Raw genomic sequence first — 15,311 nt, 5'->3', positions numbered from 1 at the left:
AAACCTGCTTGTCAACTTGTCACGGGCGCGGACGGTTGTCGGGTACAGAACGGCGTTGTCCCATCATTCAATGAAGCATCCGCTGAATCACCCATCATCTGATCGTGGAGCGGCCCCACAGCGAAATCGATCTCGCTGCGGGGCCGCTCCTGCTGTGCGAATGGTACATCATTCGTAAGAAGTAAAGAGACACCTATCACGGGTGACTAGGTGCCTGCTTGTTCTCGACATCGTCTGCCGGGAAATGTTTATTAGACCACGTGAGAAGACGAATGGTTTCGCGGTACATGAGACTCTTGCGAGGAGCACCGAATACGACACTGATTCGGACGTGACCGTGTTGACGCGTCGCCGTCGCTAAACAGTACATGGCCTTCGATGTAAAACCGGTCTTGCCGCCAATGTACTCTCCAATTGCCGCGCTGGAGTTGTAGAGAATCCGATTGGTGTTATTGATGGACTTTCCCGCCACCGTGTGCGATTTCGTCTGCATCGCTTCGACAATTCGCGGGTATTTGACAGCCTCTGCGAGGATGAGTGCGATATCTCGAGCCGACGTCGTGTGCGCATCTGCGTGTAAGCCGTTCGGCGTAACAAATCGAGTATGCGTACATCCGAGCATTCTCGCTTCAACGTTCATCATCCGTGCGAAGCCGGCTTGGGATCCGCCGACGCTCTGCGCGATGCCGAACGCCACGTCATTCGCACTCTTCATTAAGAGTGCTCTGAGTGCGTCATCCGCGGCAATCGTCGTTCCCGGTTTAACGCCCAGGCGAACTTTGGGTTGGTGAGCAGCCTCGGTACCTATGTAGATGGGGGCATCTGGGTCAAGATGCTGAACGAGCAAAATGGCCGTCATCAATTTCGTCGTGCTCGCGGGATACATCGGGGTATCCGCTTGCTTGTCATACAGTACTTTTCGTGTCGTTGCGTCATAGACAATCGCCGCTTTTGCGTTCACATACGGTCCAGATGACGCTGCACGGACTGTCTCTACCCGTTCGGAACAAATACCTATGGACAATAAAAATGCAGCAAACACAAGTCCAATTTGAACCCGCCACAGCGGGCGACACTTCATCCTTCTCATGCAAAAACCCACCTCTTTCCGCCTCTGTCAGCGGTTAAGGTGGGCAGTTTTGGCTTGAATTATGCCTTTCATTGCGCTTCCGCGGGCCTGACGAGGATTCTAGCGGCAACTGCGGCATCGAGCGAGATGCTTTCTCCCCGAACGTGAACGGGAACGCCGGCTTCATATGGGTTTTGGGCCTCCAGCCGGAGCTTTTCCCCAGGAACGAATCCGTTGCGATAGAGAAAGCGAAGCAAGTCCAAGTCTTCTTCCGCAACTTCAACAATGCGAATGACTTCCACAGTCTGATCCGGTTTTGCCTCCGACAGTGGAACGCCTTCTGGCTGTTTATACCCACTGCCCGGGATCACGTTCCCGTGTGGGCAGGTGGTGGGATGGCCGAGCAACTCCTCCAACCTCGACTCGACAAGCGGTGAGACACTGTTCTCCAAGCGTCCAGCTTCGACATGGGCGTCCGCCCAATCAAGGCCTAGCTGGTCGGTTAGCCACCGCTCGAGCAAGCGATGCCTGCGAACGATGTCTTCGGCACGGGAGATCCCTTCGTCAGTCAGGATAATCTCTTTGCTGTCGCCCGACGTCACGTAGCCCGCCTGGTTCATTCTCTGCAGCGTCTGAGAAACAGTTGGCCGAGACACGTTTAAATAATCTGCTACTTTTGAAGCAAGCACCTGCTCGCCTTCTGCATTCAATACATAAATTGCCTCTAAGTATGCATCCATACCGCTAGGGCGAGACATGCGGGTTGCCCCTTTCAGCCATTCGTCGATTGAGTGACGTGAAATTCACCCACGACCGTATCATTTAAGCGAAGAATACAAGTATCCCCATCACGCAAGGGCCCGACGCCTGCAGGCGTGCCCGTAAAGAGAATATCACCTTGATTCAGACCAAAATGTTTATGCGTGTATCGAATCAATGTTGTAAAGTCGAACACCATATCCGTCGGGACACCCTCTTGTACGGATTTACCGTTGATCTCCAGGCGGAACTTCGCTTGTTCCACTTGTGAGAAGTCGTCAAACGCGTAAAAGTCAGTGATGACGGCGGATCCGACAAAGCTTTTGGCAAACTCCCACGGGTGGCCTTTCTCCTTCAGTCGTGACTGCGCAGATCTGTCCGTCAAGTCCAGTCCGAGGGCGATTGCCCCGACGACATCCCTCGCTGTCGATTCCAACGTCACTTGTTTCGCTATATAAAGCACAATTTCTAACTCATGATGGATCTCTCCGCGCTCGGATGGCAACTCCACCGTACCGCGGGCCTCCTCCAAGGCATGAGTAAACTTCCCAAAAATCATTGGCTCGGTGGGAACGGCATTACCGAGTTCCGTGGCGTGATCGCGGTAGTTTCTTCCAACACAGAAAATATTCCGAATATCCGTTTTAACTGATGAGGCAGATTTCATGTGTCTAAATTGAGCCAAGCGCACCGTCTCCTCGTCATAATCTATTTGCTATTTTATCACAGAGACGGAAAAGAAGCCGTGATAGACAAAATAAAACGAGCCGGACATGATCCGGCTCGTCACGTACTGATTGATCTCGTTAGTTGACTTTTGCGGTGCAGTATTCATCGAACAGTGCCTTCAGCTTACCTGCAACGGCTTGGGCAGAGGATCCTTCAATGTCGCTGCGATGCAAAACGCCGACGAGCGATCCGTCCTTAAATAAGAACATAGACGGAGACGATGGTGGCATGCTGGTGAAGAAGGAACGCGCACGCTCCGTTGCTTCTTTATCTTGACCGGCGAAAACCGTCACCAAACGATCCGGCAATTTATCGTTCTCAAGCGCCATAGCCACGCCCGGACGAGCAATACCGCCAGCGCACCCACAGACAGAGTTGACAACAAACAACGTTGTCCCTGCCTTATCGGCCATGATCTCGTCCACTTCCTCGGCAGACCGGAGTTCGCGAAATCCAACTTGCGTCAACTCATCACGCATTGGTTGAATCATCATCTGATAAAAATCCAGTTCCAAACTCACGAGCAGGACCTCCTTTTTACCTCTTTCATATTTCCATTTTCATTATACGCCTTGTTGTGATCAAATGACAGTTTGGCGAACGTCTTGGTATATAAGCACGAATTATATGGTCAAGTTGTTTGCATACGTGCCATTTGGTCGGTATAACAGGAGAGGAAGATTAGAACTTTGGCTCGTGAGACTTACGAGTCAACAGTGAAACGGAGTTATTACATTGTTTAATGATACCTTTTTGCGCGCTTGCCGGCGCCAACAGACGGAACGGGTACCAGTTTGGTTCATGCGTCAAGCAGGACGTTACGACGTGGATTATCGTGCAATTCGGAAGCGCTACACACTCGTTGAGATATGTGAACATCCCGAGGTGTGCGTGGAAGTTACGAAGATGCCTGTCGCTAAACTGGGTGTCGACGCGGCCATCCTGTTTTCGGACATCATGATCCCCGTTGGAGCAATGGGTCTACCTTTCGTCATCAAAGAGAACGTCGGGCCCGTCATCGACTCGCCAATTCGTCACGAATGTGATGTGAATCGTTTGCAGCCATTCGATCCGGAAGAGTCACTACCGCATGTTCTCCAAACCATTCGATTGCTGAAACAGGAATTAACCGTTCCTTTAATTGGCTTTGTGGGTGGGCCATTTACACTTGCCAGTTATATGGTTGAAGGCGGCCCGTCTCGTGATTACCTCGCCACCAAACAACTGATGGTGAGTCGACCGGATCTTTGGGGACACTTGATGGACAAGCTTACTGCCATGATCATCGAGTACGGTGCAGCCCAAGTACACGCTGGCGCCGCGGCGTTGCAAGTCTTTGATTCCTGGGTGGGCAGTTTGTCCCCAAGTGATTTTCGAACCTACGTCAAACCGACCATGGATCGAATTTTTGCCGGGCTGCGGCACCTGGATGTACCCCTCATCTATTTCGGTGTCAACACAGGTGAACTCCTCAGCGATTTTGCCACGACCGGCGCAACGGTTGTCGGCGTGGACTGGCGCGTTCCCATCCGCACTGCCCGTGCTCGCGTCGGTCATGATGTGGCTCTGCAAGGCAATTTCGATCCCGCTATGTTGTTCGCGCCAAGAGCCGAGATCGAAAAACGGGCACATGAAATTCTCCTACAGGGAACGGAAGCACCCGGCTTTGTCTTTAATTTGGGCCACGGCGTCAAGCCAACAACGGATATCGAAGTCCTGCGTGAACTGGTCAACACCGTTCATGCCTTTACACCGGGTTCCTCATCAAGGTGAGGACAAAGGAGGCTACGTTATGACTAAACCACTGGGTCTTCTCGTCATGGCTTACGGAACCCCGCGAAACCTAGACGAAGTCCTGCCATACTACACACATATTCGGCGTGGTCGTGCACCGTCTGAAGAACAGCTTGCCGATCTCGTCGGCCGCTACCAAGCCATAGGCGGCGTCTCTCCACTTGCTGCCATCACCGAGGCGCAGGCCCGAGGAATAGCTGACATTTTAAACCGCGACGGAGGACGTCCCGTAAGCTTGTTCCTTGGCATGAAACACACGTCACCATTCATCGAAGACGCGGTCAAGGAAATGGTCGCAGAGGGAATCGAAGAGGCCGTCGGCATTGTCCTCGCTCCCCACTACTCCGCGATGAGTATTGGCGGTTACCAGAAGGCAGCCCGTGAAGCCGCGAAAGAACTCGGCGGCCCCAAATTCCGGTTCGTTGACAGTTGGCATATGGAACCCGCATTTTTAGACGTGCTCACCCACCGCGTGGAGCATGCGCTCGCAGAGTGCGAAAATCCTCCGGAAGCGATGGTTGTTTTTTCGGCGCATAGCTTACCTGAGCGAATTCTGACGATGAATGACCCGTACGTTGATCAGTTGCACCAATCCGGTGAAGCCGTCGCGGATCGCCTCAACCTGCAGCACTACATGTTTGGTTGGCAAAGTGCTGGTCAAACGGGCGAACCGTGGCTAGGTCCTGACATTCTCGATATCCTTCGCGAGTTGAAAGGCGATGGGTTCCGAGAAGTTGTATCCTGCTCACAGGGTTTTGTCGCGGATCATCTTGAAGTCCTTTACGATATTGATATTGAAGCGCAAGATTTGGCCAAAGAACTGGGCCTTCACCTCGTTCGGACACGTCAAATGAACGATGACTCAAGGTTCCTTCAAGCTCTCGCAGATGCCGTTCGTAAATGTGAATCACAAGGAGCAGAAGCGTAACATGGACGTTCAGCGGATTGCCATTGTTGGCGGTGGAATTACGGGATTGACTGCCGCAATGCGGTTGCTAAAGCAAGCGAGTCGCGCTCGGCACCCTGTCGAAGTCACCATTTATGAAGCGAGTAATCGCGTTGGTGGAAAGGTCCTGACGTACCGCGACGGCGGGCTGACTTTAGAAGCAGGTCCGGATTCAATGTTGGCCCGCAAACCTGCAGGTGTTGGACTGATTCGTGAACTCGGTCTTGAATCTGAACTGATTGAAACAAATCCCGAGGCAAAGAATACATACATCGTTCGAGACGGACGACTCGTTCCTATGCCCCATGGCACCTTTATGGGTATCCCAGCCGACATTTCGACATTTATGACGAATGAGGCGTTATCGGCTTCCGGCAAGTTCAGAGCCCTCTTTGACCTACTTATTCCACCGTCACCTTTAAGTGCGGATATGTCACTCGGTACGTTTCTTCGATCTCGACTCGGGGACGAATGGGTAACCTATCTGGGCGAACCGTTGCTGGCAGGGATCTACGCTGGGCGCATCGATGACTTAAGTTTAAAGGCAACATGGGGACCGTTACGCGATCTCGCCCTCAAGTATCGCAGCCTCGTTGTCGGGTCTCGGGCTATGCTCAATCAGCAGGCTGTAAAAAAGACGGGCCGCAGTGCATTTGTGACGGTTCGCGGTGGGCTGGAGACCGTGATCGAACGACTGGCGGACGAACTCGCGGACAAAGCAACGATCCGGCTGTCGCACGAGGTGACAGAAATCGAACGCTCAGACGTCGGTTATCATCTCACGGTGGAAAACGGCGATGAAACGATTGTGACGAAAGCCGACGCCATGATCATCTGTACACCTCCGGCCGCCATGAAAAGTCTGCTGAAACCGTATCTCCCGGCGTCGACGTATGACTTTCAGGTGCCATACGTATCGACTGCAACCGTGATTGTTGGGTACCCTTCTGATCATGTAAACATTGACTTACGTCACGCCTCTGGCTTCTTGGTCCCACGTGCAGAAAATCGCGCGATTACAGCGAGTACCTGGGTGTCCAGCAAATGGCCCCATACGACAAACGAGCAATTCATCGTCTTGCGATGCTATGTGGGTCGAGCCGGCCAACAAACGTATTTGGAGTTAGATGACGGTGAAATGGTTCGAATGGTTGCTCGTGAAGTGAACGATCTCGTGGGGATATCGGCCACGCCCGTGTTTCACAAGGTGACACGTTGGGAAAACGCCATGCCGAACTACTTGGTTGGTCACTTGGAGCGGCTTGACCAACTAGAACAAGCAATCCATTCCACTTTGCCTGGCGTTGAGATCGCAGGAGCGGGGTACCACGGTCTGGGTCTACCTGATTGCATTGCACAAGCGAACGATGCGGCGGAGCGTATTTTGTCCTACTTAACGGGGTCGAAATCTGACAATCATTCAAGTGCCAGTTGAATGATGGAATGACCGACCTGCGGTCACGATTTCACAAATCTCACATACACTTTGGTGAATCCAAACTCGATGACGTGTGTGTTGGGCACTCACAGAATTGATGGACAGTGGATTCATGAAAAAGGGATGCGGACGTAACCCGCATCCCTTTTCTCTTTGGGCACTCACAAAATGGATGGACCATATTAGCCAATGCGGATAGCACGAATGTCACTTGCTTTGACGTAAGTCAGTCCACCGTCGAATCCGCCGCCTGAAAATGCGACTTCGTCGTCGCGGATGAACTGGAAAGTCGTTGTGATGAACCCAGAGTTGTCAAACCATACACGGACTGTCGATCCCGGTGCCAACCGACGTAGAATCTCGATGGTTCTATAGTTATAGTAGCCAGCGCCACAGTATCCGTTGTAGTAATATCCCATCGTGATAACCCCCTTTCCCTTGGATTTAGTACAGTCTATGTGCAATCCAGCAAAGTGACTGGACAAACTACGTGGAAGACTGTCCCTATGGACAACTGTCCACGCTAAGTGGCGGAAAGCGCTTGGGATGAGGACATCTCTAAAACGGCCTCGCGATATACAAAAAGCCCCAAAGGGGCTACACACCACACCTTTGGGGCTGTTCTCTTACCATGTTATTATCTCAAGTCAGCACATATTGGGATTTTGGTTTAAACGACCGTCCACGATGACCCCTGATTGACCGTACGAAGCAAAATGTTGTGTACGTGGTCATGTGACTGTAAAAGAATAAATCCCTGTTCAGTGGATATAAAGTCCATACCGAGAACGCACGGGTATTGGTGCAACGTGTTCTCAAGTTGTAATGAACGAACACTCTCCCACTTCGATCCGGCATCAGCGGTCCGCATAAGATGACCGCCACTCACCGCATAGCCAACTTTGGGATTAATAAAACACACGGGATTACCCGTATAGTTAGACACCGCGTCCGTTAACATAGAGACAACTTGTCCATCAAAATGTCCTGCACCATCTCGTGTTCGGTAGACGACTGGCTCAACACTTGCTCGTCCCTGTTTCAAGCCAACGAACCGAACGACGAAAGTAGCTTCCTTCCCGCACAGAGCCGGCGGGTAAACTTTTGCTGCCTTCCAGCCAGTCAATCCATGAGGTGGTTCCATGATTCGGTGACTCCAACTGTCACCCTCATCACTCGTCATATAGACATGCAACTGTCCGTCAGATGTTGTCGCCACAACCCACCCTTGATGAGTGTTCATAAAATGAACTGTTCCCTGTGCATTCACGGGCAAGCCTGCATCCTGTGTACCCTGCACCAGGTGCTCCAAAGAACAGGTTCCACCTTCCTCTTGAACATGCAGCAGTTCATGAACAGAAGCCATTTTCCCAGTTCCGCGCAAGAGAACCCATGCACTTTTAGTTCCTGCCTTGGGCATGCTCACACTTTCAAGTCGCAAGGAGGAAACCGGTAAAGGTATTCGTTTCCTTGTAAACTCGTCCCCGCCGTCATTACTGCATAGAACCTCCAACCGTTTGCCGATCACGCCGAAAACGCGAATCGTATGTCCATTGACCACTTGAACATTTGGATTCTCTAGTTGCCCGTTTCCTTCCATCATCAGCCCTTGTGACCAACTGACCGGCAGCACTACTGGGCACCAGGTACGCCCTCCGGAGTTGGTACGCTCCATGGTAAAACGGCCATTCATATATCCCCAGCGATAACCATTCTCCCCGTCCGGAATGGAAAAGTTGTACCACGTATTGGTATGTTCCAACACGTTCAGATGAGTGGATGCTGGGAAGATCGGATAATGGGGATGATCCACCACGAGCGAGGATGTTATCGTGTTTGATACAAAAGATGACGTCGACGAGTTCTCGGTGATTGAACCAGCTTCAGCTTTCCAAGTTCCACAGCCCAAGATGGGCACTAAAGCCGCAATCGACAGGATACACACAAATGCACGCTGTAGTCGCATGTATTGCCCCCCATCCTACAGATCTAGCTTCTCTGTACGATGGATTTCCATACACAAAGAACAGGCGCAGGATGCCTCCTGCGCCCAAACATATGGTTACTCTGCCAAACTCAAAACTTCATCTGGATCAGCAGGGATACGCCCATAATACGACTCCGCTTTGTAGTTGTGGATCCTTTTACAAACCTCGGTCATCATTGTCATGACTTGCTCATCGTTTATCTGTTGCGACGGAGACCAGTACAACAAATCCATTTGAAAAGGCTGACCATCGTCATCAAAGCGCTCATATTGAACACCCCTTGCGACTGTGAAGCCATTGTGCGCATAAAAGCGTCGCCGCTTATACGTATCGGGATCGTTCGCATTTGTCGGTTCGACCTCTAGCAGAATGGGCTTGTTTCGAGCCTTGAGACGTTCCATCAGGCGCGATCCAATCCCTGCTCCACGCTGATCTCGATTCACCAACAGATAATCGATGAACATGAAATCGGAGAAATCTCCGTAGAGAACAAGATATTCGGATGTCTCCATCAGATCATAGTACGGCACGTCTTCAACCAAGGCCTGTAATTGGCGAAAATTCTTCATTTCATGAGTCGGAAAGTAATTCGCCAAACGCTTGTAATACGACGGCACGGCAATAGTCCTTACGTTTCCCACGACTTCGCATTCCCCCTTCCAAATTGGCCTGGAAGAACACGGCGTCGGCCCTGTTCATCCAAGGCCAACATTTATTATAACAGATGATTTCGCGAGTCGGGCCCAGATGGCCATTCCCCGTTGACGTTGCTGTCGGAAAATGGCCGACTGGCCTAAGCTGCCTAACGCCAACTGCTTCCCCACGTTTGACCCCAACTGGTCTTCGTTCGGCTGTTTCCTCGAGCAAGCCGATCCATGTGCAGAGCAGCATAACGGATGCTGAACATGGCACTCGGTGTCCCCGCGAGAATGACGACCAACAGAGCCACCCAGTACCCAGGGCCGTAATGAAACAGCACCTTCAAACACCCGAAGTTCCAAAGTTGAATGCCGCCTACGTAGACAAGAACCGTCAAGAGGATTGAATAGACGGGCTTTGCCATCAAGGCTGGCGCAGCGGCGAGAATGGCGTACATGACCAGCAAAAACACAAGGCTGAGTAAGGCTCCTCGCCACAAAACTTGTAGTCCCTGGTTCCATACCGGCGCGCCCACTGGGTGGACCAACTGCATGAAAATCGCGCCAATGGCGAAAGCTCCAAGGAGTTCCAACATGCACAGGGAGAATGCCAAGTACCAGGCCAAGCCACGCGCAGTAATTGCTTTTGTGCGCTGTATCGGAAACGTTACAAACCACTTGTTAAATCCATCGTTCATTCCCTTCATCATCTGAACGAAACAACCGATGAGTCCCACGAGCGTCACGATATCAAAGAAGAATGCAACGGAGTGAATAAGATCGCCGGACAGCCGAAAAGCGACGGCTGATCCTACGGCGACGGCCAACAACACTAACCCCGCGACGGTTTGTGCAATTCTGGAGACATCCCGTCCTAATAGTCGGTAGCGAGAGTATTCAAGCCAAACCAGTGCCCAAAACATCGTTACGTTCGCCTTGCTTACTCTGTCGCGTCGCAACATGCGGGCGCCTTTCGCTTGAGGTCGACCATTGTCAGGCCTACCGTATTCCCGATTTGCACCAGTGTGTCGTGCCACTTTGCTCAGCACAGCGGGAGCATATCGATACAAAAGTAGAGTTAACAAGAGCCCAACGGCTATGACCACGGCACAATATAAGATAACGGCGCCGGTCACGAAAACGTGATTCGGGTTCGTGACTAGCCACAGCGGAATTTGCCACGTTGAAATCAGCAGCCACGAAAAGAACCAACAGAGCCGCCACCATCCTGTTTGAAACATAGGACTAAACGCTGCAAATACAGTGACGACAAACGCGTAGCAGAGACTGATCAGAATCCACCAAACACCCTGACCCGCTTCAGTTCCCGTCAATTCGAAGCGGCCACGACTAGTTGCAATCAACACACTGGTTGAAACAACGCAGGCTCCCCAACTGAGCGCCATACCACGACATACAATCGTACATGCGGCTACCCATTTCCCGAACAAAAGTGAACGTCTCGCATGCGGGTAGCCCAAAAACCACATTCGTTCCTGACTGAGAATGGGCAATACCACACCAAGTGCCAAACCAAAACTACCGTATATAGACAGATACGATGCAGCCTGAATTACGGCCACTATGGAACTTGTCAAGTATCCAAAAGTAACACCCGCTGCTATGAGGATAAGCCAAATCCCCAAAAATACGGTCGGATTCTTCACGGGACTCCACTTGCGATGGCGGGAAATTTCGAGCTCGGCTATCGTACGAACGGCACTCATGTGAAGACCTCCCTGTAACGCGTCTCGACAGACATCCCTCGACTTCTCAGCGCGTCGGTATCGTCCACACTGACAATGCTACCTTTGTCGATCAGAACGATCCGATCAAACATCTGGTCCATTTCACGAATGTCGTGGGTTGCGATAAGAAAAGTCCGCGACCCATCGGCCATTTCGCGGACAACAGTCTCCGCAATCCGCTCACGCGAAGTGAGATCCACGCCAACAAAGGGTTCGTCGAGCAGAACCAGTGGGACCGATCTCGACAAGCAAGTCATCAACTGCAATCGAGCCTCTTCACCGCGCGACAGCGAACTAATTTTTGCATCCAGTTGAACGTTCAGGGCTTCCCTAAGGTAACGAGCCCTATCGACATCCCAGTCCGGGTACAGCTTCTGTGCAAAAGCCAGCCATTCGCCTACCCTTAACCAAGAAGGAAGCTTTCCTCTGTCCGGCAAGTATGCGGTCTGCGTCAAAGTCTTCTCCCCAGCTTCTTGCCCAAATATTTCAATTTTACCAGTCTCGACAGGCGCAATACCAGAAATAAGACTTAACAATGTCGACTTGCCCGCTCCATTGGGTCCAAGCAACCCGGCAATCTGCCCCGGTTCGATACCAAATGTGATATCGTGAAGGACGGCTTTCCTACCGATTCGAACCTGTACGCCCGTACAACAGACGGCCATAGTTACACTGTCATTCATGTGCCCGGTCGACCTCCTCTTGAGTGGCTAAATCAATCAATTCGTGCACAGTCATACCAAGGGATTGCGCCACTTCCTGAAACTGCTGCCATGCCCGTTTCGCAATGGCCAATTTGCTGTCCTCAATGACACGCTCATCACGCACCACAAACGTCCCCTGCCCTCGTTGGGTCATTAAGAACCCGATTTGCTCCAAATCACGATAGGTGCGCATCACAGTGTTCGGGTTGACCCGCCATGTGCCGGCGAGATCGCGTACAGATGGCATACGAACCCCCGGCCGTAATCGACCACTCGCGATCTCTGTTCGGATCACATCCGCAAACTGCTCATAGAGCGGTCTGGTTGGATCCGGATGGATTTCGGGTGGCTTCCATGTCTCATTCGAAGCCATTATCTTCACCTCTGTGTACAGAGTGTATTAAATCAATTAATACACTGTCAATAGGTGAATTCCCACTTGAGACTTTTTTGCTCAAAGCCATAAAGGAAAGCCATGTGTGCACATGGAAGTCATGAACAAGCATGCATGAGGAGGCCTGTTATGTTGTACTCATTTGCAGCAACAAATGAGGATTACACATCAGGGGATGTGCTTAAAGTCCTACAGTTATTTGAGTATTGGGTACAACACGTAAGCCATGAACAGCGATTTTTTGATTACGTTACAGACAGCTTACATGTAATTGAAACTCATACACTTGAATTTTTATAGTTTTTTTCTTTGACCAAACGGGACTTGAATCGAAGATCCGGGTGCATGCACCTACGCATGTAAATACAGTCCTCCAGGGTTATCGCTACGGGTCCTCAGGCGGCTTAGCAACAAGACTGTAGAGGATTAATAGTAATTGTATGGAATGTATATCCCTATGGAAACACCGATGTCTAGTAAACCAACATAAGGAGAGCGATCCCTGTGGAACAGCGTATAAGCGGCCCAAAAGTGGCCCCGGAGGCTTATAAAATCATGTACCAATTTGAGAAATATACAAAAACGATCGGTTTCGATCCTAAGATGATGGAACTGATTAAAATCCGAGCTTCACAAATTAACGGATGTGCCTTCTGCTTGGACATGCATGCAAGAGACGCTCGTGCAATTGGCGAAACCGAGCAACGAATATATTGTTTGAATGCATGGCGTGAATCACCATTTTACAATGATGTTGAACGTGTCGCTCTTGAGTTGACTGAAACGATTACTTTAATCGCCACAAATCGTGTGTCGGATGATTTATACAATCGTGTCCGTCAACATTTTGATGAGAAACAATATGTTGACTTAATTTTTCTAATCAACACCATAAATAGTTGGAACCGATTATCCATATCAATGAACCTTGTACCGGGTGACCATTAACCCTGTACAGACTATTTATAATCAGTAAGGAACACATACACTTGTTGTGCACTATGGTGCTAAGAATGTTGTTGGACTACCGTGGGCATAACCGAATTACCCGCACGATTATAGACTTTCGAATGAGCAGTTGTTATGTAATTATCTGGCAGAAATGATCAATATAAGTTGATAAATTAATAAAGGAAGATAAAGTAAATGTATATGCATACGATTGTTTATGACTTACATAAACCAGATGAAGACGGATACACCAGATTGACGTTGGCTATCAAAAAAGAGTGCCCTGATCACTTTGAAATTCAAAGATCCGTCTGGATTGTAGGAAGCAACAAAAGCAATGCAGAGCTTCTCGACACACTGACTGAATCACTTCCATCCAAGGGTTATGACAAATTGTTTGTATCAAGTATCACATTAGGTTCTCAATGGAGAAATATTCGAGGTCTAGCTGACTTCTTCCAAACTACACGCACAAAATAACGGTATCGAACAGAGACTCTAGGGCGGTCCGACGCTAAAAAGGGGAAAATGCCAGTCCTAGGGTGTACGTATGCAATGAACCCAAAAAAATTACTACACGGCCTCTTCACAATTCGCGTCTCATTTATTCACCGTTGAAAGATATTTACGATCTGCTACGTCACGAATTCAAGCGAATGATATATCGGTTGGTGTTGTGAATACCTGACAACTTAATTTCCGTAATCAGCTACAGTGAAACAAGAGACACGGCAAGATTGTTTTAAAACGATCGTTGTCACACCGAACACCGAGCGCTACAATGAACGGGATTTATAGGAAAGGCCAGATGACAATTGTTACACGTAAATGAGTTCACTTGGATCACGCTCGCAATTTCCGGCTTTGTCGCTGCGTTTGTCGATTCGACGGTCGGTGGAGGCGGACTTATCTCACTACCAGCCCTGTTGTTTGTGGGATTGCCACCAGCGGCAGCACTGGGAACGAACAAACTGGCAGGCACCATGTCGGCGGTGACGAGCACCCTATCCTATCTAAGATCCGGTAAGGTGAATTATAGGCTTGTGGGGCCCGTCTTTCCGCTCGGAATAATCGGTGCCGCGGCGGGTGCTATCGTAGTTCATCACTTGCCCTCCGCATTCTTGCGCCCGCTCGTGCTCGTGCTCCTCATCGCCGTCGCCGCGTACACGCTGGTGAAAAAAAACTTAGGACTGAATCCGAATCGTCAGGATCTTCCACGACACGTGTTTGTCTGGGCAGGACTCGCGGCACTCGTCATCGGTTTCTATGATGGCTTTTTTGGACCCGGTACGGGATCATTTTTGATGATGGTGTTCGTTTTGTTGGGTTTTGACTTTGTCAACGCAAGCGGCAATGCACGCACCATTAACTTTGCGTCAAATATTGGCGCGTTGGTCGCATTCGTGTCCCTAGGGGCAGTGCACTATGTAGCTGGCTTAATCCTTGGTGTCAGCATGGTGTTAGGAGCGCTGGTTGGCTCCCAGTTCGCCATTCGCAAAGGTGTAAGATATGTGAGGCCGATATTCATCGGCGTGACCTGTCTTGTTATCGCCCAGCAAGTGTACACGCTTGTGGTGCGTTAAGATGCGATACGACATGCTGGAAACGGATCGTTTACGCCTTCGTCCATATCGCCTAGAAGACTTCCGCTTTTACGTTTACCTGTGGCAGGACCCGGACGTCGTTCGCTACATCGGTAATGGCCAGCCTCGTTCCAAAGCGGACTTAAAAGCAAACTATCCCTATTGGGTCTCGAAATCAGAACTAGGCAAGGGAATTCTCCTAATGGAACTGCGCGACTCATGTAAACCGGTTGGTCACGCAGGACTGCTTCCGCAGGTAGTGGATGGACAAGAGCAGTTGGAGATTGGCTACTGGGTGGCCAAGGAACACTGGGGCAAAGGGTACGCCTCGGAAACAGCAGCCTTGTGCCGCGATGTCGCCTTCAAGCAACTTGGTGTTCCACGCGTCATCAGCATCATTCAACCTGAGAACATCCGCTCTATTCGCGTTGCGGAAAAGACGGGGATGCGCTTCCATCACGCGACCGAGTTCCACGGAATACCGGTTCACATTTTCGCAATGGAAAACCCGTTCTGAACAATCATCTCTGGATAACGGTGCTAGACTTGTCCCGCCTCTCATATGGTAGA

Annotated in this window: 18 protein-coding genes; 7 read left to right on the top strand and 11 right to left on the bottom strand. The window is 50.5% G+C overall.

Annotated elements, in window-relative coordinates; genetic code table 11:
* Positions 1 to 11: 11 nt before the first annotated feature.
* From NZD86_RS08250 to NZD86_RS08230, 5 genes are all read right to left on the bottom strand, one after another.
* The gene (locus NZD86_RS08250; RefSeq protein ID WP_268046034.1) at positions 12 to 200 is read right to left on the bottom strand and encodes a hypothetical protein; all 189 of its coding nucleotides are present in this window, start codon (positions 198 to 200) and stop codon (positions 12 to 14) included.
* Positions 197 to 1,090, bottom strand: coding sequence for a D-alanyl-D-alanine carboxypeptidase family protein (locus NZD86_RS08245; RefSeq protein WP_268046033.1), 894 nt, complete (start codon positions 1,088 to 1,090; stop codon positions 197 to 199). The genes NZD86_RS08250 and NZD86_RS08245 overlap by 4 nt, the downstream gene beginning before the upstream one ends.
* Before the next feature lie 68 nt (positions 1,091 to 1,158).
* A complete protein-coding gene (locus NZD86_RS08240) occupies positions 1,159 to 1,827 on the bottom strand; it encodes a metal-dependent transcriptional regulator (RefSeq protein ID WP_268046032.1) in 669 nt (222 codons plus the stop codon).
* A gap of 14 nt (positions 1,828 to 1,841) precedes the next feature.
* Positions 1,842 to 2,495, bottom strand: coding sequence for a fumarylacetoacetate hydrolase family protein (locus NZD86_RS08235; protein ID WP_268046031.1), 654 nt, complete (start codon positions 2,493 to 2,495; stop codon positions 1,842 to 1,844).
* A 139-nt stretch (positions 2,496 to 2,634) separates the two neighbouring features.
* Complete coding sequence (locus NZD86_RS08230) at positions 2,635 to 3,078, bottom strand: BrxA/BrxB family bacilliredoxin (RefSeq protein WP_268046030.1); 444 nt, start codon at positions 3,076 to 3,078, stop codon at positions 2,635 to 2,637.
* Between the two features lie 214 nt (positions 3,079 to 3,292).
* Here NZD86_RS08230 and hemE point away from each other — a divergent pair, with 214 nt between their 5' ends.
* From hemE to hemG, 3 genes are read left to right on the top strand one after another with little or no spacing between them, the layout of a single operon-like run.
* Complete coding sequence (gene hemE, locus NZD86_RS08225; RefSeq protein WP_268046029.1) at positions 3,293 to 4,330, top strand: uroporphyrinogen decarboxylase; 1,038 nt, start codon at positions 3,293 to 3,295, stop codon at positions 4,328 to 4,330.
* A 19-nt stretch (positions 4,331 to 4,349) separates the two neighbouring features.
* Complete coding sequence (hemH, locus tag NZD86_RS08220) at positions 4,350 to 5,279, top strand: ferrochelatase (protein WP_268046028.1); 930 nt, start codon at positions 4,350 to 4,352, stop codon at positions 5,277 to 5,279.
* Position 5,280: 1 nt separating this feature from the next.
* Complete coding sequence (gene hemG, locus NZD86_RS08215; RefSeq protein WP_268046027.1) at positions 5,281 to 6,732, top strand: protoporphyrinogen oxidase; 1,452 nt, start codon at positions 5,281 to 5,283, stop codon at positions 6,730 to 6,732.
* A 185-nt stretch (positions 6,733 to 6,917) separates the two neighbouring features.
* Here hemG and NZD86_RS08210 read toward each other — a convergent pair whose 3' ends face one another.
* The 6 genes from NZD86_RS08210 to NZD86_RS08185 all read right to left on the bottom strand — a co-directional run bounded on the left by NZD86_RS08210 (position 6,918) and on the right by NZD86_RS08185 (position 12,186).
* Positions 6,918 to 7,154, bottom strand: coding sequence for a hypothetical protein (locus NZD86_RS08210; protein ID WP_268046026.1), 237 nt, complete (start codon positions 7,152 to 7,154; stop codon positions 6,918 to 6,920).
* Positions 7,155 to 7,405: 251 nt separating this feature from the next.
* Positions 7,406 to 8,701, bottom strand: a complete 1,296-nt coding sequence (locus NZD86_RS08205; RefSeq protein ID WP_268046025.1) for a WD40/YVTN/BNR-like repeat-containing protein — start codon at positions 8,699 to 8,701, stop codon at positions 7,406 to 7,408.
* Between the two features lie 96 nt (positions 8,702 to 8,797).
* Positions 8,798 to 9,364, bottom strand: a complete 567-nt coding sequence (locus NZD86_RS08200; protein ID WP_268046024.1) for a GNAT family N-acetyltransferase — start codon at positions 9,362 to 9,364, stop codon at positions 8,798 to 8,800.
* Between the two features lie 161 nt (positions 9,365 to 9,525).
* On the bottom strand, positions 9,526 to 11,088 hold the full coding sequence (locus NZD86_RS08195) for a hypothetical protein (RefSeq protein ID WP_268046023.1): 1,563 nt from the start codon (positions 11,086 to 11,088) through the stop codon (positions 9,526 to 9,528).
* Positions 11,085 to 11,792 carry an ATP-binding cassette domain-containing protein gene (locus NZD86_RS08190; protein ID WP_268046022.1) on the bottom strand — a complete coding sequence of 236 codons (708 nt, stop codon included), beginning with the start codon at positions 11,790 to 11,792 and terminating at the stop codon, positions 11,085 to 11,087. Before NZD86_RS08190 ends, NZD86_RS08195 begins: the two co-directional genes overlap by 4 nt.
* Positions 11,785 to 12,186: a GntR family transcriptional regulator gene (locus NZD86_RS08185; protein WP_268046021.1), complete on the bottom strand. Its 402-nt coding sequence runs from the start codon at positions 12,184 to 12,186 to the stop codon at positions 11,785 to 11,787. Before NZD86_RS08185 ends, NZD86_RS08190 begins: the two co-directional genes overlap by 8 nt.
* 525 nt (positions 12,187 to 12,711) lie before the next feature.
* On the opposite strand from NZD86_RS08185, the gene NZD86_RS08180 reads away from it, so the two are divergent.
* The 4 genes from NZD86_RS08180 (at position 12,712) to NZD86_RS08165 (ending at position 15,258) form a co-directional block, all read left to right on the top strand.
* Positions 12,712 to 13,155: a carboxymuconolactone decarboxylase family protein gene (locus NZD86_RS08180; protein ID WP_268046020.1), complete on the top strand. Its 444-nt coding sequence runs from the start codon at positions 12,712 to 12,714 to the stop codon at positions 13,153 to 13,155.
* A 198-nt stretch (positions 13,156 to 13,353) separates the two neighbouring features.
* The gene (locus NZD86_RS08175; protein ID WP_268046019.1) at positions 13,354 to 13,638 is read left to right on the top strand and encodes a hypothetical protein; all 285 of its coding nucleotides are present in this window, start codon (positions 13,354 to 13,356) and stop codon (positions 13,636 to 13,638) included.
* A gap of 335 nt (positions 13,639 to 13,973) precedes the next feature.
* The gene (locus tag NZD86_RS08170) at positions 13,974 to 14,741 is read left to right on the top strand and encodes a sulfite exporter TauE/SafE family protein (RefSeq protein WP_268046018.1); all 768 of its coding nucleotides are present in this window, start codon (positions 13,974 to 13,976) and stop codon (positions 14,739 to 14,741) included.
* A gap of 1 nt (position 14,742) precedes the next feature.
* A complete protein-coding gene (locus NZD86_RS08165; RefSeq protein ID WP_268046017.1) occupies positions 14,743 to 15,258 on the top strand; it encodes a GNAT family N-acetyltransferase in 516 nt (171 codons plus the stop codon).
* The last annotated feature ends 53 nt before the right edge of the window (positions 15,259 to 15,311 follow it).

This window comes from Alicyclobacillus dauci (assembly GCF_026651605.1).
Classification (GTDB): Bacteria; Bacillota; Bacilli; order Alicyclobacillales; family Alicyclobacillaceae; genus Alicyclobacillus; species Alicyclobacillus dauci.
This window is presented reverse-complemented; position numbering and strand designations above follow the sequence as displayed.

Bases quoted from the DNA above. Each gene is read 5' to 3' on its own strand.
- NZD86_RS08245 (WP_268046033.1), bottom strand. From the start codon at position 1,090: ATGAGAAGGATGAAGTGTCGCCCGCTGTGGCGGGTTCAAATTGGACTT.
- NZD86_RS08240 (WP_268046032.1), bottom strand. From the start codon at position 1,827: ATGTCTCGCCCTAGCGGTATGGATGCATACTTAGAGGCAATTTATGTA.
- NZD86_RS08235 (WP_268046031.1), bottom strand. From the start codon at position 2,495: ATGAAATCTGCCTCATCAGTTAAAACGGATATTCGGAATATTTTCTGT.
- hemH (WP_268046028.1), top strand. From the start codon at position 4,350: ATGACTAAACCACTGGGTCTTCTCGTCATGGCTTACGGAACCCCGCGA.
- hemG (WP_268046027.1), top strand. From the start codon at position 5,281: ATGGACGTTCAGCGGATTGCCATTGTTGGCGGTGGAATTACGGGATTG.
- NZD86_RS08210 (WP_268046026.1), bottom strand. From the start codon at position 7,154: ATGGGATATTACTACAACGGATACTGTGGCGCTGGCTACTATAACTAT.
- NZD86_RS08205 (WP_268046025.1), bottom strand. From the start codon at position 8,701: ATGCGACTACAGCGTGCATTTGTGTGTATCCTGTCGATTGCGGCTTTA.
- NZD86_RS08195 (WP_268046023.1), bottom strand. From the start codon at position 11,088: ATGAGTGCCGTTCGTACGATAGCCGAGCTCGAAATTTCCCGCCATCGC.
- NZD86_RS08190 (WP_268046022.1), bottom strand. From the start codon at position 11,792: ATGAATGACAGTGTAACTATGGCCGTCTGTTGTACGGGCGTACAGGTT.
- NZD86_RS08185 (WP_268046021.1), bottom strand. From the start codon at position 12,186: ATGGCTTCGAATGAGACATGGAAGCCACCCGAAATCCATCCGGATCCA.
- NZD86_RS08175 (WP_268046019.1), top strand. From the start codon at position 13,354: ATGTATATGCATACGATTGTTTATGACTTACATAAACCAGATGAAGAC.
- NZD86_RS08165 (WP_268046017.1), top strand. From the start codon at position 14,743: ATGCGATACGACATGCTGGAAACGGATCGTTTACGCCTTCGTCCATAT.